General features: G+C 67.5%; 19 protein-coding genes. 10 read left to right on the forward strand and 9 right to left on the reverse strand.

What is annotated here, in order from left to right; all coding sequences use genetic code 11:
• Window positions 1-64 precede the first annotated feature (64 nt).
• Window positions 65-979 (reverse strand): NERD domain-containing protein, encoded by a 915-nt coding sequence (locus tag J2X42_RS04915; RefSeq protein WP_310162792.1) that lies wholly within the window; start codon window positions 977-979, stop codon window positions 65-67.
• A 239-nt stretch (window positions 980-1,218) separates the two neighbouring features.
• Here J2X42_RS04915 and pgm point away from each other — a divergent pair, with 239 nt between their 5' ends.
• Window positions 1,219-2,871: a phosphoglucomutase (alpha-D-glucose-1,6-bisphosphate-dependent) gene (pgm, locus tag J2X42_RS04920; protein ID WP_310162795.1), complete on the forward strand. Its 1,653-nt coding sequence runs from the start codon at window positions 1,219-1,221 to the stop codon at window positions 2,869-2,871.
• Between the two features lie 79 nt (window positions 2,872-2,950).
• Here pgm and J2X42_RS04925 read toward each other — a convergent pair whose 3' ends face one another.
• Window positions 2,951-3,625: a metal-dependent transcriptional regulator gene (locus J2X42_RS04925; RefSeq protein WP_310162797.1), complete on the reverse strand. Its 675-nt coding sequence runs from the start codon at window positions 3,623-3,625 to the stop codon at window positions 2,951-2,953.
• Window positions 3,626-3,706: 81 nt separating this feature from the next.
• Between J2X42_RS04925 and J2X42_RS04930 the strand changes: the two genes are divergently transcribed.
• The 3 genes from J2X42_RS04930 to J2X42_RS04940 all read left to right on the forward strand — a co-directional run bounded on the left by J2X42_RS04930 (window position 3,707) and on the right by J2X42_RS04940 (window position 6,569).
• Complete coding sequence (locus J2X42_RS04930; RefSeq protein ID WP_310162799.1) at window positions 3,707-4,825, forward strand: multicopper oxidase domain-containing protein; 1,119 nt, start codon at window positions 3,707-3,709, stop codon at window positions 4,823-4,825.
• Window positions 4,822-6,054: a ZIP family metal transporter gene (locus J2X42_RS04935; RefSeq protein WP_310162800.1), complete on the forward strand. Its 1,233-nt coding sequence runs from the start codon at window positions 4,822-4,824 to the stop codon at window positions 6,052-6,054. Before J2X42_RS04930 ends, J2X42_RS04935 begins: the two co-directional genes overlap by 4 nt.
• 92 nt (window positions 6,055-6,146) lie before the next feature.
• Window positions 6,147-6,569, forward strand: coding sequence for a response regulator (locus J2X42_RS04940; protein WP_310162802.1), 423 nt, complete (start codon window positions 6,147-6,149; stop codon window positions 6,567-6,569).
• A 24-nt stretch (window positions 6,570-6,593) separates the two neighbouring features.
• Here the strand turns inward: J2X42_RS04940 and J2X42_RS04945 are convergent, their stop codons facing one another.
• The gene (locus J2X42_RS04945; RefSeq protein WP_310162804.1) at window positions 6,594-7,199 is read right to left on the reverse strand and encodes a malonic semialdehyde reductase; all 606 of its coding nucleotides are present in this window, start codon (window positions 7,197-7,199) and stop codon (window positions 6,594-6,596) included.
• 256 nt (window positions 7,200-7,455) lie between these two features.
• On the opposite strand from J2X42_RS04945, the gene J2X42_RS04950 reads away from it, so the two are divergent.
• The gene (locus J2X42_RS04950) at window positions 7,456-8,808 is read left to right on the forward strand and encodes a solute carrier family 23 protein (protein ID WP_310162806.1); all 1,353 of its coding nucleotides are present in this window, start codon (window positions 7,456-7,458) and stop codon (window positions 8,806-8,808) included.
• A gap of 15 nt (window positions 8,809-8,823) precedes the next feature.
• Here J2X42_RS04950 and J2X42_RS04955 read toward each other — a convergent pair whose 3' ends face one another.
• From J2X42_RS04955 to J2X42_RS04970, 4 genes are all read right to left on the reverse strand, one after another.
• Entirely contained in the window at window positions 8,824-9,693 is an 870-nt protein-coding gene (locus tag J2X42_RS04955) for an SGNH/GDSL hydrolase family protein (RefSeq protein WP_310162809.1), read from the reverse strand.
• Window positions 9,694-9,710: 17 nt separating this feature from the next.
• Window positions 9,711-10,532 carry a GAF and ANTAR domain-containing protein gene (locus J2X42_RS04960; protein ID WP_310162811.1) on the reverse strand — a complete coding sequence of 274 codons (822 nt, stop codon included), beginning with the start codon at window positions 10,530-10,532 and terminating at the stop codon, window positions 9,711-9,713.
• 178 nt (window positions 10,533-10,710) lie between these two features.
• The gene (locus J2X42_RS04965) at window positions 10,711-11,046 is read right to left on the reverse strand and encodes a hypothetical protein (protein ID WP_310162813.1); all 336 of its coding nucleotides are present in this window, start codon (window positions 11,044-11,046) and stop codon (window positions 10,711-10,713) included.
• Between the two features lie 48 nt (window positions 11,047-11,094).
• Window positions 11,095-11,994, reverse strand: a complete 900-nt coding sequence (locus J2X42_RS04970) for an SDR family oxidoreductase (RefSeq protein WP_310162815.1) — start codon at window positions 11,992-11,994, stop codon at window positions 11,095-11,097.
• Between the two features lie 213 nt (window positions 11,995-12,207).
• On the opposite strand from J2X42_RS04970, the gene J2X42_RS04975 reads away from it, so the two are divergent.
• Window positions 12,208-12,702, forward strand: a complete 495-nt coding sequence (locus tag J2X42_RS04975) for a DUF6328 family protein (RefSeq protein ID WP_310162817.1) — start codon at window positions 12,208-12,210, stop codon at window positions 12,700-12,702.
• 38 nt (window positions 12,703-12,740) lie between these two features.
• Window positions 12,741-13,403 (forward strand): DUF6766 family protein, encoded by a 663-nt coding sequence (locus tag J2X42_RS04980; protein WP_310162819.1) that lies wholly within the window; start codon window positions 12,741-12,743, stop codon window positions 13,401-13,403.
• Between the two features lie 8 nt (window positions 13,404-13,411).
• On the opposite strand, the gene J2X42_RS04985 is transcribed toward J2X42_RS04980, so the two are convergent.
• Complete coding sequence (locus J2X42_RS04985; protein ID WP_310162821.1) at window positions 13,412-14,536, reverse strand: glycerate kinase; 1,125 nt, start codon at window positions 14,534-14,536, stop codon at window positions 13,412-13,414.
• A 149-nt stretch (window positions 14,537-14,685) separates the two neighbouring features.
• A complete protein-coding gene (locus J2X42_RS04990) occupies window positions 14,686-15,663 on the reverse strand; it encodes a LacI family DNA-binding transcriptional regulator (protein ID WP_310163356.1) in 978 nt (325 codons plus the stop codon).
• 235 nt (window positions 15,664-15,898) lie between these two features.
• Here J2X42_RS04990 and J2X42_RS04995 point away from each other — a divergent pair, with 235 nt between their 5' ends.
• Genes J2X42_RS04995 through J2X42_RS05005 form a run of 3 tightly spaced genes read left to right on the forward strand, consistent with a single transcriptional unit; the run spans window position 15,899 to window position 19,347 of the window.
• Window positions 15,899-16,930, forward strand: coding sequence for a nucleoside hydrolase (locus J2X42_RS04995; protein ID WP_310163357.1), 1,032 nt, complete (start codon window positions 15,899-15,901; stop codon window positions 16,928-16,930).
• Window positions 16,931-18,358 (forward strand): MFS transporter, encoded by a 1,428-nt coding sequence (locus tag J2X42_RS05000; RefSeq protein WP_310162823.1) that lies wholly within the window; start codon window positions 16,931-16,933, stop codon window positions 18,356-18,358. It begins immediately after the preceding gene.
• Window positions 18,355-19,347, forward strand: coding sequence for a ribokinase (locus J2X42_RS05005; protein ID WP_310162824.1), 993 nt, complete (start codon window positions 18,355-18,357; stop codon window positions 19,345-19,347). The genes J2X42_RS05000 and J2X42_RS05005 overlap by 4 nt, the downstream gene beginning before the upstream one ends.
• The last annotated feature ends 10 nt before the right edge of the window (window positions 19,348-19,357 follow it).

A 19,357-nucleotide genomic window follows, 5' to 3' on the forward strand; every position in this document is an offset into this window, starting at 1 on the left:
CCCTCAAAAGTCTGTGTTCCCAGCCTACCGCCAGCACTGTTGCCGGGACCACCGGCTCACGGCCCTACCGGCCCCAGTAGGGCAGGATGTACACGGCAAAGATCACAAAGGCGCCCAGAAGAACGAGCCTGGCCATGCTGCCGGCGGCGTGGTCGTGGGCCTTCGACTTCCGGCCGCCTGTTCCCGCCACCGTTCCGCGGCCGGCCTGGCCCGGGACCGCAGGCCGGCGGGCCGCGGACTTGGCGGCCTGCGGACGGCCTGCCAGTCCCCTGGCTGCCTGTCCCCTGCCGGCCTGCGGACTGCCAGCTTGTGGTCTTCCATCCGCTGATACCGGAGATGCCGCCGTCCCCGCCTGGGTTTCGGCGATCGGGCGCATTCCCAAAAGCGCACTGTCTTCCTGTTCCTGCGTCAGCATCTGGCCCAGATGGGCATAGAGTCCAACCACCGTTTGCTGGTCCAGCACGGCCGGGAGCGCCGTAACAGCAGCAACAACGCGGTCCACGCCGGCCACTGCCACGTCCGAGCTGGTGATGCCGAAGAGGTCGGGCTGGGCGGCCATGCAGATCAGCGGGCGGACCAGCCTCCGGTGCGGAGGTGACAGCACCGAGGCCACGGCAGCGCACTGGGCCAGCGCGCCTTCCACGGATTGCGTCCGCGAGTAACGCCCCTGCCACAGGACGCCCGAGGAAACGCGGACCTCCCCGGTCCAGTTCTTGGCGTCCACCACCACAATGCCGCCCGGCCCCACGAGCACGTGGTCCAGGATGGCCTTGGGGCGCCCGGGCCAGTGCACGTCGTGGAGCACGTACCAGCCATGCGGGATGAGCTGGCTCAGCCGGTCGGCCACGACCCGTTCGCCCACCGCGCCGGTGTCCCACGATTTAGTGGCCCGCTCGGCCAGGTCCAGCTGGCGTTTGAGGCGTGCGACCCGTTCGGCAGCAAGCCTGGACTGCTCGGCTGCGCTGTCGCCTGCCGCCATGACCGGTCCCCCACTCTTCCGCCGTCCGACGCAGGCGGTGAGTCCCGCCGTCGTCCTTGTCCTTTCGAGGTTTTTTGAAAGTAACAGCGCCGCGGGTGCCCGGTATATAAGTACTTTTGGGCCTGTGTACTCAGGCTGACTACCTGCTTCCGGCCGGGGGCGGGGGACTTTCCGCGTCATAGGGGCCGCATTTTGGGCAGGGCGTTTTGACTCCAGCCCACGTCTGGCATGCTGGTGCCATGGCTAGCCGCGCGGGCACAGTTGCCCAACCCCAGGACCTTGTTGACATCACTGCGCTCCTTGACGCGTATTACGACATCACCCCGGATCTTGGTGATCCCGGCCAGCGCGTTGCGTTCGGCACCTCCGGGCACCGCGGATCCAGCCTCAAGGCGTCGTTCAACGAAAAGCACATTGTTGCCATTACGCAGGCGATTGTGGAGTACCGGGCCGGCCAGGGCATCACCGGTCCCCTGTTCCTGGCCAAGGACACCCACGCCCTGAGCGAGCCGGCGCAGAACTCGGCCCTTGAGGTGCTGGCCGCCAACGGCGTCCATGTTCTGGTCGACGCCCGCCACGGCTACACGCCCACCCCGGCCCTGAGCCACGCCATCCTGACCTACAACAAGGCCCGCCTGCCCGGCGCACCCGAAGCGGATGGCATCGTCGTTACCCCCAGCCACAACCCGCCGGCCGACGGCGGCTTCAAATACAACCCCCCGCACGGCGGACCCGCCGATTCCGACGCCACCGGCTGGATCGCCAACCGGGCCAACGAGCTCCTCGAAAACGAGCTCCGCGGCGTGAAGCGCATCCCCCTCGCGGATGCCCTCGCCGCCGACAGCACCGGCAAGTTCGACTTCCTCAGCAGCTACGTTGACGACCTCCCCTCCGTGCTGAACCTGGATGCCATCCGCGACGCCGGCGTCCGCATCGGCGCGGACCCCATGGGCGGCGCCGCAGTGGATTACTGGGGCGAGATCGGCGAGCGCCACCACCTTAACCTCACCGTGGTGAACCCCACCGTGGACCCGCAGTGGGCCTTCATGACCCTGGACTGGGACGAAAAGATCAGGATGGACTGCTCGTCACCGTCAGCGATGGCGTCACTGATCCAGCGGATGTCCGACGGCGGCAGCTCCTTCGACATTGCCACCGGCAACGACGCCGACGCCGACAGGCACGGCATCGTGACCCCCGACGGCGGCCTGATGAACCCGAACCACTACCTCGCCGTCGCCATTGACTACCTCTACCGCAACCGCAGCGGCTGGAACCCGAACTCGGTGGTGGGCAAGACGCTGGTTTCCTCCTCCATCATCGACCGCGTGGCCGAGAGCCTGGGCCGCAAGCTGGTGGAGGTCCCCGTGGGCTTCAAGTGGTTCGTGCCGGGGCTGCTGTCCGGCGAAGGCGCCTTCGGCGGCGAGGAATCGGCCGGCGCCTCCTTCAACAAGAAGGACGGCAGCGTCTGGACCACCGACAAGGACGGCATCCTGCTGGCCCTGCTGGCGTCGGAGATCACGGCCGTCACGGGCAAGTCCCCGTCGCAGCTGTACAAGGGCCTGACCGACCAGTTCGGCGCACCCGTCTACGCGCGCATTGATGCCGCGGCCACGCGGGAGCAGAAGGCGGCACTCGGCAAGCTGTCGCCGTCGGACGTTACTGCAACCGAGCTGGCAGGCGAGGCGATCACCGCCAAGCTGACCGAGGCCCCCGGAAACGGCGCGTCCATCGGCGGGCTGAAGGTTGTCACCGAGAACGCCTGGTTCGCCGCGCGTCCGTCGGGCACCGAGGACGTCTACAAGATCTACGCCGAGTCCTTCAAGGGTGAGGAGCACCTCAAGCAGGTCCAGGCCGAGGCCAAGGCGCTGGTGGACGGCGTCATCGCCTAGGAATCAGTTCAGGAGGGCTGCCTGCGCCACATGGCAGCAGGCAGCCGGAGCCCGCCGGCGATGTAATCGCTGGCCGGCTCTAGACTGCAACCACCCAGATGGCATCGGACGCTGAGGCGCCCAGGTCGATGTCCCGCTCGGGTTCGTGCACACGGACGGTGGTGACGTCTGCGTAGGGGCGGTGCTCCGTGACGGTGAGCCTCGTGTCCGGCGCGAGGCCCAGCTCTGTGAAGTAGCGCAGCATCTGCGGGTCCGCATCCGAAATGCGGGTGATGGCCACCGTGTTGCCCGCGGCGGCGGCGGAAAGCTGGGTCCCCTTCGGCATGCTTGGCCGGCCGTCGGCACCGGGAATGGGATCTCCGTGCGGATCCCGGGTGGGATGGCCGAGCTTCCGGTCCATCCGGTCGATCAGCGTGTCCGAGACGGCATGCTCCAGGACCTCAGCCTCATCGTGGACTTCATCCCAGCCATAGCCCAGCACGTCCACCAGGAAAGTTTCCAGGAGGCGGTGCCGGCGGACCATCGCGACAGCGTGTGCGCGCCCGGCGTCCGTCAGCTCGATGCTGCCGTAGGGCGCATGGGTGACCAGCCCTTGGCCGGCCAGTTTCTTGATCCCGTCGGAGACGGTGGAGGGCCGCACACCGAGCCGTTCTGCCATCACGCTGACTGTAATGGGGGCCGGCGACCACTCCGTGGCTGACCAGATCAGCTTCAAATAATCCTGTGCGGCGGGGGACAAATCAGAGACCGGCATGACGTCCATAGTATCAAGCCCGCCTCAAATGTTAGGCTTAGCGAACAAATTTGTTTTCGCAATGAAGTGAACGGAATCGGCATGCCGAAAAATTTGGCGGAGCGGCTCCCCAGCAGGCGGTCCATGCTTTCCGGCGCGGCCGCACTGGCGGCCGTCCCTGCCATTTCGACGTTCCAGGCGCACGCAGCCAGCGGTCATGACCAGCATGGCGGCAGTTCCGGCAGCAGCGCTTCCGGGACCGGTGGTTCTGGAAACGCCGGTTCCGGAAACGCCGGCGCGCCCACCTCCGCGGGCGGCGCCACAAACCACGCCGGCCATGCCGGCTTCGCGGGCGGCTCGGTCCTGCCGGGGCGGGCCGGCATTGACCCCACTGCCATCCTGCGTGACTTCGACCGCGGGAAAACAAGCCTCCTGCCGGACGGCCGGACTTTGCGGGTGTGGGACATCGTTGCCGTTGACAAGGACTTCGAGATCGCACCCGGCGTCACGTTCCCCGGCTGGACCTATAACGGCCGGATCCCGGGACCCACACTCTGGGCCCGCGAAGGCGACGCGCTGCGGATCAACTTCACCAACGCCGGTGCGCATCCGCACACCATGCACTTCCACGGCATCCACAAGGCCGAGATGGATGGGACACCCGGCATCGGGGCGGGTTCGATCGCGCCGGGCCAGAGCTTCACCTACGAATTCGACGCCACACCGTTCGGCACCCACCTGTACCACTGCCACCAGTCACCTCTTGCACCGCACATCGCCAAGGGGCTCTACGGCGGCTTCATCATCGAGCCCCGTGAGGGCCGGCCGCCGGCCGACGACGAAATGGTCATGGTCATGAACGGCTACAACACCGACGGCGGGGACGACAACGAGTTCTATTCCGTCAACGGCCTGCCGTTCCACTTCATGGACTTTCCAGTCCGGGTAAAACAGCACGCGCTGGTCCGCATCCACCTCATCAACGTGCTGGAATACGACCCCATCAATTCCTTCCACGTGCACGGCAACTTCTTCCACTACTACCCCACCGGCACCATGCTGACGCCCAGCGAATACACGGACACCATCTCGCAGGTGCAGGGCCAGCGCGGCATCGTGGAACTGCGCTTTCCCTACCCCGGCAAGTACATGTTCCACGCCCACAAGACCGAGTTCGCGGAACTGGGCTGGATGGGCTTCTTCGAGGTAGGTGCAGCATGAGCCTGGATGAAAAGACGGCGGCCCGCCAGGCAGCGGCGCCCCACCGCCGGCCGCCCGTGCCGCCCTGGCTGCTGGGCGTAGGCCCCCTGGTCCTGATCGCGATCGTGCTCGGCCTGTTCACCCTGCTCAACGCGCCCGGCCTCAACAAACTTTCCGAAGGCGTCCCGCCCAAGGAGGAGGTCGCCGTCGAAGACATCCGCCTCACGCCCGGGCAGATCGCCATCACGCTCCGCAACGAGGGACCGGACCCGGTGTCCATCGCCCAGGTCAACGTCTCGGACTACTACGCCATGTTCACCCAGACCCGGGAGACCATGGCGCCGCTGGAGTCCACCACGCTGACCATCAGCTACCACTGGGTGGACGGAGATCCCTACGATGTGGCCCTGGTGACCTCGAACGGCGGCAAGATCCCGGCGACAATTGACGCGGCCGCGCTCAGCCCGGAACGCGGCGGCTCATTCTTTGCCCTCATGACGCTGCTCGGAGTGTATGTCGGCGTCATTCCCGTGGCACTTGGGATGCTGTGGATGCCGTTCGTGCGCCGTGCGCCCGCGTCCTGGGTCCGGGTACTGCTCGGCGTAACCGTGGGCCTGCTCGCCTTCCTGGCCATCGACGCCACCCTCGAAGCCACTGAACTCGTGGCGGACAACAGGGCGTTCGGCGGTCCGATGGTCGTGTTCCTCGGCGCGGCGGTGGCGTACCTGCTTTTGGAGGGATTGGACGCCTGGATGCGCCGGCGCCGTGAACCGGCCGCGGAGGGCAGGTCGGCAGCTCTTCCGCCGCACCGCCTCTCCCTGCTGATCGCCGTCGGTATCGGCCTGCACAACCTTGGCGAAGGACTCGCGATAGGATCCGCCTACGCTGTTGGTTCGCTCGCCCTGGGCGCCTCGCTGATCATCGGCTTCGCGATCCACAACACCACCGAGGGCCTCGCCATCGTCACGCCGCTGGCGAAGCAGCCGCCTGGCCTGCCCCGGCTCGCAGCCCTGGGACTCGTCGCCGGCGCGCCGGCCATCGCCGGGGCGCTCATCGGAGCAACCGTCTACCAGCCGGCACTTGCAGCATTCCTGCTCGGCGTCGGGGCCGGGGCGGTGGCCCAGGTGGCCGTCAAGCTGCTCCCCCTGCTGAAGGACCAGGCGGGGAGGACCTTCACAGCCGCCACAACGGCCGGAATCATCCTCGGCCTGGCGGTCATGTTCGCCACCGGGCTGCTGGTCCTGGCGTAACCTCAACGTCATGCGGTGGAGCCTGCGGCGCCGTGCCCTTCCCGGGTACGTTGCGCCCCTATACTTGTCGTAGCTAGGGCCGGGGGGCTTCCATGGAAAAACGACGGATCTGCCTTGTCATTGAGGACAATGACGACATCCGCGGACTGATCGGGATGGTGCTGAGGCGCGCCGGTTTCGAGGTCCGCTCAGCCGCCACGGGAGCCGAGGGCATCGCCGCGGCCGCCGACCCGGCCGTTTCCCTGGTCACCCTGGACCTCGGGCTGCCGGACATGGACGGCCACGTCGTGGCCAGGGCGGTGCGGGCGCTGAGCTCGGCTCCGCTGCTGTTCATTACTGCCCGGGCGGAAGATGATGACCTCCTCGCCGGCATGGCCTCCGGCGCCGCCGCCTACCTGACCAAGCCGTTCCGCGCCCAGGAACTTCGGGACGCCGCCAACCACCTCTGCCCGGACCCCGCGCATGCACCGGCATCCGCGGACGATCAGGCAGAACTGGCGAAACGGCGCCCCTGAATCACCCCTGCTTGAGGGTTCGGATTAGACGGTGCGGACGACGTCGTCGTAGCTGAACTTGGGCTTCGCGGCGCCCCAGGCGTCCTCACCCGGCTGCCCGATGTTAACCACCAGGAAGCTCTTCTGGTCACCGGCCGGGAAGAATGCGGCATCGATCGCACCGAAGTCGGCGCCGGTCATGGGTCCGGCTGCGAAGCCGAGCGAGCGGACGGCCAGGATGAAGTAGCCGGCCTGCAGGTGGGCGTTGTTGTTGCCGGTGGTGGCTGCCAGCTCCGGCGAGGCATCGTACATGGCCTTGGGGGCGTTGTAGCCGGGGAGGAAGTTCTCCCACTGCCCCGCCCAGTCGGTGTCGTAGCTGAGGATGGCGACGAGCGGCGCGGACGCGGTCTTGGCCTTGTTGCCGTTGGCGAGGGTGTCCACGAGCGTTGCGCGGGCTTCGTCGGAGCGGACGTAGGTGACGCGCAGGGGCTGGGAGTTGAAGGCAGTGGGGCCGAACTTGGTGAGTTCGTAGATGGCGCGGGCCTGGTCCTCGGTCACCTCGCCGGTGAAGGAGTTGGCGGTGCGGGCCTCGGCAAAGATGGCGTCGACGGCGGCCGAATCGATGGCCGCTTCTTCGTGGGCAATAGTCATTGGCTTACCTTTCGCTGCGCAGCCCACCGGGCGGCGGCTGTCTGTTTCTCTTCCTATGGTTGCAACTTCAAGCGATTGAGTCCTCTTCCCATGACGGCAGGTGACGTTGCCCACAGCCCGTCCGGCTCAGAGGCTTGCCCGCACTTCCTGGCCTTGACGGTTCCGAGCCGCGGACACGCCTGGGAACAGCGGCCTGCGCGGTATTCTTGCTGCGGAAGATCCCCGCCCCGCGGCACCCCCTTGAAAGGCCCCCGCCATGAGCATGCTCGGAATGAAATGGAAGCTCCACGGCAACGGCAAGTCGATCCGGCCCGGCCATGTGGTGGCCCCCGATGAGAGGCTGGCCTGGCCGCTGACCATCGGCGTGGGCATGCAGCACGTGGTGGCCATGTTCGGAGCCACGTTCCTGGTGCCCATCATCACGGGCATGCCGCCGGCCACCACCCTGTTCTTCTCCGGCATCGGCACGCTGCTGTTCCTGGTCATCACCAAGGGCCGGGTGCCCAGCTACCTTGGCTCCAGCTTCGCGTTCATCGCCCCCATCATGGCGTCCCAGCAGCAGTTCGGCGTGCCCGGTGCCCTGGGCGGAGTGGTGCTCGCCGGCGTCGCACTCGCCCTGATCGGTGCGCTGGTGCAGAAGTTCGGCGCGGGCTGGATCAACAGGCTGATGCCCCCGATCGTCACCGGCGCCATCGTGGCACTGATCGGCCTGAACCTTGCCCCCGCCGCCAAGATGAACTTCGACGCCGCCCCCATCACCGCCGTCATCACACTGGCCACGATCATCCTGGTCAGCGTCCTGTTCCGCGGAATCATCGGGCGCCTCAGCATCCTGGTGGGCGTGGTTGTGGGCTACCTGGTGGCCATGCTGCGCGGTGAAGTGAACTACGAAAAGATGGACGCCGCGGCCTGGGTCGGCCTGCCGCAGTTCCAGACGCCGGAGTTCCACGTGGGTGTCCTGGGCCTCTTCGTGCCCGTGGTGCTGGTGCTCGTGGCCGAGAACATCGGGCACGTGAAGTCCGTGTCTGCCATGACCGGCCAGAACCTCGACGGCGTCTCCGGCCGCGCGCTGATGGCAGACGGTGCGGCCACGGTCCTGGCCGGCCTCGGCGGCGGATCAGGCACCACCACCTACGCGGAGAACATCGGCGTTATGGCCGCCACCAAGGTCTATTCGACGGCGGCCTACTGGGTGGCGGGGACCTTCGCCATCGTGCTGAGCTTCTCGCCGAAATTCGGCGAACTAATCGCCACCGTTCCCCCGGGTGTGCTGGGCGGCGCCGCCACCATGCTGTACGGCATGATCGGTATCCTGGGCGTCAAGATCTGGGTGCAGAACAAGGTCAACTTCTCCAACCCGGTGAACCTGACCACGGCCGCCGTGGCGCTGATCATCGGCATCGCCGACTACACCTGGACCATCGGGGAACTGAAATTCACCGGCATCGCGCTGGGCTCGGCCGCCGCTCTGGTGATCTACCACGGCATGAAGGCGATCGCGAAGGCGCGGGGCACGGCCGCCGAGCCGGAGACCGAGCAGGCGGGCCTGCCACCCGCCGTGAAGGCAGCAGTCAACGCGGCCGCGAAACGGGCACCCAAGAAGCGCTGACCAGGGCAGCCAGGGTCAGGCGGCGTTGCTCCCGCCGATAAATGGTCCGGGCGGGCTGCCGATGCCAAAAACCGGGCCCGGTTCGGGCCGTTTGGCGTGCAGCATTTCGTCTTCCGCGGTGTGCTGCCTCAGCTGCCGGAGTACCCACGGGACCAGGTATTCGCGCGCCCAGATGAGGTCCTCCGCCCGGGCCTGCCGCCAGGTCCGCGGCGGCAGCTGCTTGGGCTGCAGGGGCACCAGGGTATGCGGGACACCGAGGGAATTCAGCACGGCGGTCGCGATGGTGTGGTGGCCCAGGGGCGAGAAGTGCAGCCGGTCCGGATCCCACATGCCAGCGTTGGTTAGCTCCCGCAGGAACCACAGATCCACCATCACGGCGTCGTGGCGGGCAGCCACGGCATGGAGGTTCTCATTGAAGATCGCCACCTTCCCGCGGATCTGGCTGAAGACCGGTGTGGCTCCCCAGTCCGGGCCGGCAAAGAGGACCACGGTGGCGCCTGACCTCGTCAGCTGACCGACGCCGTCGTCGATTTTTTCCGCCAGCCGGTCAGGATCACTGCGCCGGAAGACAATGTCGTTGCCGCCGGCGGACAGCGTCACCAGATCCGGCTTCAGGGCCAGGGCAGGTGCCAGTTGCTGGTCCAGGATCTGCTGCAGCATCAGGCCCCTGACGGCCAGGTTGGCGTACGCGAAGTCCGGCTGGTTCGCGCTGAGTTCTTCGGCGACGCGGTCAGCCCAGCCGCGCAGCCCTCCTTCGCTGAGCGGTTCAGGGTCCCCGATTCCCTCAGTGAACGAGTCTCCGAGTGCCACCAGCCGGTGCCACGGATGCGGTGCGGGAACTGCAGAGGCATCCCGGGTTGGCCGGTCCTGCTTCCAGACGTTCATGCCGTACTCCCTGTCTTCTAGGGTCCCTTTTTGAGGGCCTGTGATTCGACTGCAATGAGTCCTGGGAAGCCCGCATCATCCCGGCCCGGTGTTACCGGATCCCGGCGTGCGGCCGCCACTATGTTCAAGGCTGCGTCGCGGAGCCCCTGGTTGTTGTGCTTCGCGACGGTCCGGAGGTACTGGAGTGCCACCTCACGGCTCAGTCCGTATTCCGCCATGAGCGTGCCGACGGCAAGGTCCATCAGCACCATGGAGCTTTGGGCTACCGCGAGTTCGGCGCTGGCTTCTGCCCGCTCCGCCACACGCAGCACCACGCGCAGCGCCCTTCCGACCTCCAGCGCGTACGCGCGTGTCCTGACGATGTCCTCGCTGGTGAAGGCGTGCGGAGTAGAGGCGTAGAGGTTGATCGCCGCACTTGATCCGGCCGTGGCGGCTATCGGCATGGACAGCAGCGACCGGACCCCGTGGCCGGCGGCGGCGCTGGCGTAGCCTGGCCATCTGCGGTCGCGTGCCGTATCGGGGAGATGGACAAAGTCGCCTGACCGCATGGCCTCCAGCACGGGTCCGTCTTCGAACGAGCACTGCTCCCGGTCCGCGGCCCGGGCGACCTCGCTGCCCGCGGCGATGGTGTGGGCGATAGGGTGGGCGTCCGGGTGGACGTCCCCGCGGCGGTAGAACGTGGCAGCCCAGCTGATGCCGCGGTGATGGCCGTCGATGCTCCGCATGAACTCATGGGTGACTTCGCCAAGGAAGCTCTCCACTTCCTGGCTGTCGAACACGACATCCTGGGGTGCTGGAAGTGATTCCCAGCCCGGGTCCCCTGGGGTCAACGCGGCCATGGTGCACGCCTCGCTACGATACGAGCCGGCCCACTTCAAAGCCTGTAATTAGGATACGTCCGGATCGGGCTGGAAGGGCGTTGTCCAGCCCGAAAGTACTGGGCCCAATGCAACAAGAAAGGTGCCGGCCGGCGCAAAGCCGGACGGCACCTTTCTTATCGGAGCCGGCACCTTGCGTTTAGCCGGCGTCGAAGCTTTCCCCGTCGTCGTCCTTGGCGGCCTTCTCAGCCGGAAGGTCGTTTCCGCTGCCATCCGGCAGGCCCGCCGCCTCCTGCCCGGACTCCGACGAGAACGGCTCCGCGCCCTGCTCATCAGCGTTGGATTCGTTGATTTCGGCCTCCGCGGAGGGGAGGTCCGCATCGCGCGGGACTGGCAGGTCTCCCGGCTCGAACCCGGGATCGTTGGTCTCGGCTGCCGCGTGGAAGTGCTGGCTGCCTGCACCGCCCATCTCCTGCTCGGCCGTCGGCGAGCCGTAGCCTCCGGCTTCTTCGGCGTGCTGGTTGTCCTGACCCATGGTTCCTCCTGTTATGGATGTGGATGAATCTGACGTGCAAACTTCCTGCTACAGGCCCTTGCCGCCGGTCACTGGCAGCACGGCGCCCGAAATGTAGGACCCCTGGTCGGAGGCCAGCAGCACATACGCCGCCGCAAGTTCGGCGGGCTGGCCGGCGCGCTGCAACGGCGTGTCCTGCCCGAACTTAGGCAGCTTGTCCGGCCATTCGGTCGCCGGGATCAGCGGCGTCCAGATGGGGCCCGGGGCCACGGCGTTGACGCGGATCCCCTTCGGCCCCAACTCCTGGGCAAGCGCCTTGGTGAAAGCCACTTGCGCTGCCTTGGTCATGGCATAGTCGATCAGACCCGGCGAGGGATTGAACGCCTGGATGGAGGCTGTGGTGATGATCGAAGCGCCTGCTTTCAGGTGCGGAACCGCGGCGCGGGCCGTCCAGAGCAGCGAGTACAAGTTGGTTCGGAAGACCCGGTCGAATTCCTCGGTGGGGAGCGACTCGAAGCTCTCCCGGTTCTTTTGGTAGGCCGCGTTGAGCACCAGGACGTCAAGGCCGCCGAACTCTGCCACGGTGTCTTCCACGATGCGGGTGCTGAACTCCTCGTCCCGCCCGTCGCCGGGCAGCAGCAGGGCACGCTGGCCCGCTTTCCGGATCCAGTTGGCGGTGTCCTGGGCGTCGTCTTCCTCTTCCGGCAGGTAGGAGATCGCGACGTCGGCCCCCTCACGGGCGAAGGCAATAGCCGCGGCCTTGCCGATTCCGGAGTCCCCGCCGGTGATGAGCGCAGCCTTGCCCTGCAGGGCACCGTGCCCCTCGTAGCTGTGCTCGCCGTGGTCCGGCTGGGGATCCATGGGCGCTGTCAGGCCCGGCTGCTTCTGTTCCTGCTCCGGAAAGGGACCGGAATGGTAGCCGCCCCTGGGGTCGGCCGGCGGCCCGGTCTGTTTCTGCGTATCGCTCATAGTCCACCTACTCACGTCGAAAGGTTTTCGAAGGGCTCCCGCTTGCGCCGGTCCTTTGAAACTAACCCGCTGGGCGGAGCAAAGTCCACCGTCCCGGGCGAATAATCAGTAAACTTATCAAACGTTGATCTTGGCGCAACTTCGGCCTAGTTTTGGAGCACCCGGCGCCGCGGACGGATCTCCGTGGCACCACCGGGCGGAGGAGGAGAGGGCATGTCGGATGTGGAGGATTTCACCGGGAGCACCGGCCGCAACGAGACCCGCGAAGAACAGCTGGACCGGAACTGGGCGGAATTGCTGCAGGAACTTCGGGTCCTGCAGACCGGCGTCCAGATCCTCGCAGGCTTCCTGCTGACCCTGCCCTTCCAGGAGCGTTTCGGGCGCCTCGACGATTTCCAGGTCACCCTCTACCTCGTCAACGTGGTCATTGCCACCCTCACCACCGCCTTCATCCTGCTCCCGGTCAGCGTGCATCGGCGGCTGTTCCGCCAGCGCCTCAAGGAGACGCTGGTCTCCAGTGCGGATACCATCACCAAGATCGCCCTGGCCGGGGTGGGCATGCTCAGCATTGGAACGGCGTCCCTCGTCTTTGACGTCACCGCGGGCCGCTCCGCGGGCCTGACCGCCGGCGGCATCCTGCTGGCCATCCTGCTGGTGCTGCTGGTCTACGTCCCGCTCCGGCTGAACCACCGCGCCAAAGGCCAATAGCCAGGCGCGGGTCCGTCCAAACAGCAACGGGAGCAAAGATGCGCACATGGGCCAGGGAACACGGGCTGCTGCTGGCAAACGCCGGTTTATTCGTGGTGTTCTTCGGCGGGATGGTCCTCTCCGGCGCCGCCGCCTACAGCGAGGAGCAGGCCGCCCACGGGCAGCAGGCGATTACTGTCCTTGAATACCTGTCCACGGGCGACTTCGTGGAAGCCACCTTTGAAAACTGGGAATCGGAATTCCTGCAGATGGCCATGTATGTCATCCTGACGGTTTTCCTGTTCCAGAAGGGCTCTTCCGAGTCCAAGCCGATGGGCAGGAAGGCGCCCCAGGACGAGGATCCGCGCGACGCCCCCATCAAGGCCGCCACGCCGTGGCCGGTGAAGCGCGGCGGCCTGGTGCTCAAGCTTTATGAGCACTCGCTGTCCCTGGTGCTCCTGGCGCTATTCGTCGCCTCATTCACCCTTCATGCGCTGGGCGGCACGGCGGCGTACAACGAGGAGCAGATGAGCCATGGCCAGCCCACGGTGACGCTGCTGGACTTTTTGGGCACCAGCCAGTTCTGGTTCCAGTCCTTCCAGAACTGGCAAAGCGAATTCCTTGCGGTCGCTGTCCTGGTGGGCGCGTCCGTTTACCTCCGCGAAAAGGGCTCACCCGAGTCGAAGCCGGTGGCTGAACCGCATTACGAGACCGGAGCGTAAAACCGCTTTCAGGCGCCTTCCAGCACCTGCGTGGTGGCCCAGGTCAGGTATTTGGCGGCGTTCGCGATCGCCTCAGCCGGGCTGGGCGCCACATCCAGCAGCTGGGCTGCGGCCACCACACCATGCTGGGCGAGGTCCTCGGGCGTGACCAGGATCCGGCCGGCCACCACTATGACGGGGATGCCACGTTCGCGGGCGGCGTCGGCGAGCGCGATGGGCGCCTTCCCGGTCAGGGACTGGGAATCCATGGAACCCTCGCCGGTGATCACCAGGTCCGAGTCCGCCAGCTGCTCGGCCAGCCCGGTGAGCCCGGCCACCAGCGCGAAGCCGCCTTCCAGCCTGGATTCAGTGAAGGCAAGGAACGACGCCGGGAACCCGCCTGCTGCGCCTGCGCCCGGAATGTTGACGTCCCGGCCGGTGGCCTCCCGCAGCACTGACGCCCAGTTCCGGAGGCCGGCGTCGAGCAGTTCAACGGCGTCTGCGTCGGCGCCCTTCTGCGGACCGAAGACATGGGCGGCCCCCTCCGGTCCGTACAGGGGGTTCCGGACGTCGACGGCGATCCGGAACTGCACGGTGGACAGCCGCGGATCCAGTTCGGTCGTGTCCAGCGCCACGATATCGGCGAGGGACCCGCCGCCCAGCGGCACCACGTTTCCGGCGGAGTCCAGCGGTTTGAGGCCGAGCGCGCGCAGGGCGCCGCTGCCGCCGTCGGTCATGGCCGACCCGCCAAGGCCCAGCACAATCTCCGTGGCGCCGGCGTCCAGTGCCGCGGCGACGAGCTGTCCGCAGCCGTAGCTGTGGGCCCGGAGGGAATTCTCCGGGGTGGGGTCCATCTCGGCGAGACCGGAAGCCTGTGCCGTCTCGATCACTGCGGTGGCGCCGCCGAAGGCGGTTTTGCGGATGGCCCAGGCAGCCCCCACGGGAGCCAGGATGGGGCCGACCACTGCGTTGAGCCGCTCCTCATAGCCTGCCGAGACGGCCGCCTCCAGGGTGCCTTCGCCGCCGTCGGCCACGGGGAACTGGGTGGCCACGGCATCGGGGTAGACGCGGAGCGCGCCTTCGGCGATGGCGGCGGCCGCCTCGGCGGCGGTGAGCGAGCCCTTGAACTTGTCCGGAGCAATGAGAATGCGCATGCGCTCCATCATGCCAGCCCCGTCCTGGAAAGCGCTTGCCCGATCCGTAATACGGACACGCCGTCCAACCAACCCGGACGTAACGTCGCCATTCTCCCGGCGACGACGTTACGTGCGACCTTCGTAGGGCGAAGCCGGTCGCGGCCGGGTCAGCTGGTGGAGCCGCGCACCACGAGCGAGCTCTCAAGCGTCAGCTGGGCCTGCTCGAGCGGCCGGCCCTCCATCAAAGCGCGCAACTGCTCCCCCGCCTTAAGGCCCAGCGGGGTGGCCGGCAGGTGCACGCTGGTGAGGCCGGGGTTGGACGTGGCGGAGTACGGGAGGTCGTCGAAGCCCGCCACGGCGAGCTGAGCAGGGATCTGCACGCCGGCCACGCGGGCTTCCTGCAGCACGCCGTAGGCATGGGTGTCCGTGCCGCAGACGACGGCGGTGACCCCGGCCTGCTGCCACTGCGGCCACGCCTGCGTGAAGGCAGCCGCTGCAGCACCGACGTCGATGGTGGTGCTGATGATGCAGCTGGCAGGCACGGAGATCCCCCGCATCCCGGCCTCGTCCAGGAACGCGGTGCGCCGCACATCGAAGGTTGCAGTGCCGGTCACGCTGTCAACGTAGGCCACCGTCCGGTGACCGGCGTCGGCCAGGTGGGCTGCCAGCTGGCGCGCTCCGGAGGCTACGTCAAGGTTCACCGAGGGCGCGTATGACTCCAGCCCCGGCGCATCGAGCAGCACCAGCGGCCCCGGCGCCGAAAGGTCCTCGAGGAAGTCGGAGTTGGGTGCGTCCACGAGCAGCCCGGCCGGGCGCAGTGCCAGCAGCTTGCGGACATCGTGGGCCTGCGGGAACTCGCCGGCGTCGGTCACGGAGAGCAGGAGCTGGTAATCGGCGCCCAGGGATTCCCTGACCCCGGCGATCACCTTGGCAAAAAACGGGTTCGAGATGTCCGGCGCCACGAGGATCACGATCGAGCTCACGCCCTTGGCCAGTGAGCTGCCCACACTGTCCACCACGTAGCCGAGTTCGGCGATCGCGTCCCGCACGCGGGTGATGTTGTCCTCGGAGACGCGCCCCCGCGTCTTGCCGTTGGCCACCAGGGAAACGGTCGCCGTCGAGACGCCGGCCCGGGCGGCCACCATGGCCGCCGTGACCCGCGGGCCCCGCCCTGGCTGCTGCTGGGTGTGCTCCGCGGTTTCCATAACTCGATGGTAGTCGGCCCGGGAGGCCCATCCGCGCCATCAGGCCCTGCAAGGCATCAAGCGCTTGACGGGTTTTACGTTAAGCGCTTGACGCAGCTGTGGTGGAGATGCCATGATCTCCATTGATTGCTTTAGCCTCCTGCTAGCACCCTGCCCCTGGCAGGCCCCCAATGACGTGGAGACCAACGTGGACCCCAACCCCGTAACCCGCAAGAAGATCATCCTGGACTGCGACCCCGGGCATGACGACGCCGTGGCGCTGCTGCTCGCGCACGGCAACCCTGACATCGAGCTGCTGGCCGTCACCACCGTGGTGGGCAACCAGACCCTCGAGAAGGTCACCCGCAACGCCCTGTCCGTGGGCACCATCGCCGGCATCACCGGAGTTCCGTTCGCCGCCGGCTGCGGACGGCCGCTGGTGCGGACGATCGAAACCGCACCCGACATCCACGGCGAAAGCGGTATGGACGGCCCCGCCCAGCCCGAGTCCGCCATCGAGCTGGACCCCCGCCACGCCGTCGACCTCATCATCGACACCGTCATGGCGCACGAGCCCGGCACCGTCACCCTGGTGCCCACCGCCGGCCTCACCAACATCGCCATGGCGGCGCGCAAAGAGCCGCGCATTGTGGAACGCGTCAAGGAAGTTGTCCTGATGGGCGGCGGTTACCACGTGGGCAACTGGAGCGCCGTGGCCGAATTCAACATCATCATCGACCCCGAAGCCGCGCACATCGTGTTCAACGAGAAGTGGCCCGTGGTGATGGTGGGCCTGGACCTCACCCACCAGGCGCTGGCCACGCCCGAAGTCGTGGCCAAGATCGCGGCCATCGGCACCAAACCGGCGCAGTTCGTGATGGAACTGATGGAGTTCTTCACCCAGACCTACAAGGATGCCCAGGGCTTCGACTACCCGCCGGTGCACGACCCCTGCGCCGTGGCCTACGTGATCGACCCCAGCATCGTCACCACCCGGAAGGTGCCCGTGGACATCGAACTGCAGGGCACGCTGACCCTCGGCATGACGGTGGCCGACTTCCGCGCGCCGGCGCCCGCCGACTGCAATACCTCCGTCGCCGTGGACCTGGACCACGGACGGTTCTGGGACCTCGTCACCGATGCCCTCATCCGGATCGGCGAGCCCGACGCCGGCGCTGCCGCCACCGTTGCTGAAACGGTCACCGTGGGTGCCGGAGGGATCAAGTAAATGACCGCCACACTCACCCAAGCCAAGACCTCCCGCGGCAACGTCACCGCACTGATGGTGGCCCTGCTGGCCGCCTGCGTGGCGTTCCAGCTCAACGCCTCCATGCTCAGCCCTGCCCTGGTCACCATGGGCAACGAACTGAACACCGACCAGGCCGTCATCGGTCTCTCCCAGACCTGGTTCTTCACCGCAGCCGCCCTGTTCTCCCTCTTCCTGCCGCGCCTGAGCGACATCATCGGCCGGAAGAAGATCCTGATCGGCATGATGCTCCTGATGGCCGTCGGCTCCGTCATCGCCGCACTGGCCCCGGACGTGACCTGGCTCTTTGTGGGCCGCATCATCCAGGGCGTCAGCGGCCCCACCGTGCCGCTGTGCCTGATCATGCTGCGCTCCGCCGTCAGCAACCCGCGCAAGTACGGCACGCTCATGGGCCTCATCACCGCGGTCAACGGTGGCGTGGCCGGCGTGGACTCGTTCGTGGGCGGCTACTTCGCCGAGCACTTCGGCTTCCGCAGCATCTTCTGGCTCATGGTGGTCCTGGCGCTGGTGGCCACCGCCCTGATCGCCTTCCTCGCCGGCGAAAGCAAGCCGGCCGCCGGTACCACCATGGACTGGCTGGGCGTGTTCTTCATTGTGGTGGCCGTCGGCGCCCTGCTCACGGCCTTGAACGAGGGCTCCAAGCTGGTGGGCGCATTCTCCACCGGCACGCTGATGCTGGCCATCGGGCTGGTGGCCGTTGCCGCCGTCGCGTTTTATGCGTTCTGGACGGTGGAGAACCGCGCGAAGCAGCCCATGGTGGAGACCGTGCACCTGCGCCAGCGCTCCACCTGGGCGCCGCTGCTGACCACCACCCTGACCATGACCGGCATCTTCGCCGTGATCAACGGCATCATCCCCGCCTACGTCCAGGCGGCCGCCCCCGGGTTCGGCGTCGGTCCCACCGAAATGTCGCTGATCATCCTCACCCCGTACGCCCTGCTCGGCTGGCTGGTGGGGCCCATCAGCGGCAGGCTGGCCCCCGTGCTCGGCTACACGCAGGTGCTGCGGATCGGCATGCTGGGCAGCATCGCCGCCCTGGCCATCATCGCGTTCTTTGGGCTCAGCAGCCTGCCGCTGATGATCGCCGGAACGGTCTTGCTGGGCATCATGTACGCCGGTACGGTCAATATCATGCTCAACGGCCTCGGCGTGGTGCTCTCCCCCGCCGGAAACCCCGGCTTCCTGCCCGGCATGAACGCGGGTGCCTTCAACCTCGGTGCCGGCCTCAGCTTCCTGGTCCTCCCGGCCGTGCTGGTGGCGACGTCGGCGCTCGGGGATGCGAAGGCGTCCTACCTGACCGTCGTGGTCACCGGCCTGGTCATCACCGTTGCCGCGTTCGGCGCCTCGCTGCTGATCCCGAAACCCGTCGAAGCTGAGGTGGCCGAATGATCACCGGAACAGCGGGCACCGGCGTCGAAAAGGGCGGCAGGATCGTCGTCGTCGGATCCCTGAATGCGGACCTGACCATCTACTGCGAGCGTCTCCCCCTGCCGGGCGAGACAGTCCACGGCACCGGATTCGCCGTCAACCCGGGCGGCAAGAGCGCCAACCAGGCCGTGGCCGCCAGCCTGCTGGGCGCGGATGTGAGCCTCGTCGGCGCCGTGGGGGACGACGCCAACGGCGGGATGCTGCTGTCCTCCGCGGCCGGCGCAGGAGTAGACGTGGGCCATGTCCGGAGCGTCGTCGAGCCCACGGGCGTGGCCGTCATCGCCGTCGACGGGCACGGCGAAAACAACATCATCATCTCCGCAGGCGCCAACGGCACGCTGTCCCCCACGGACGTCGCCGCCGCGGCGGACGCGTTCGACGGCGCCGCAGTGGTTTGCCTCTGCCTCGAGGTCAGCCCCGAAACGGTGGAGGCCGCGGCACGCGCGGGGCACGACGCCGGCGCCACCGTCCTGCTGAACCTCTCCCCCTACGCAGGGATCAGCCGGGAGCTGGCGGAACTGGCGGACGTCCTGCTGGTCAACGCCCACGAGGCGTCGCTCTTCCTTGGCTCAGGGGACGTGCCGGAGTCCGGGATGCCGGGTGCCGGAGCGGACGACGCCGACTGGGACAGGATCCGCGAGCGCTTTGCCGAGCGCGGGCTGCAGCGGGTCCTGGTCACCCTGGGCGCGGACGGTTCGGTGGTCCTGGATTCGCAGGCGGCCGGGGCGAAGGTGACGAAAATTGCGCCCACCCCGGTGAAGGCGGTGGACACCACCGGCGCCGGTGATGCGTTCACCGGTGCCGTGGCGGCCCGCCTGGCAGCGGGAGACCCCCTTGCGGCCGCTGCCGCGTTCGCCTCGGTTGCGGCCGCGCTGGCCGCCACGCGGAAGGGGACGCAGGCCGCGTACCCCGGCCCGGCCGACGTCGAACGCCTGCTGGCCCGGGCGTAGTTCCGGACCG

Source organism: Arthrobacter sp. BE255, from assembly GCF_031457335.1.
Classification (GTDB): domain Bacteria; phylum Actinomycetota; class Actinomycetes; order Actinomycetales; family Micrococcaceae; genus Arthrobacter.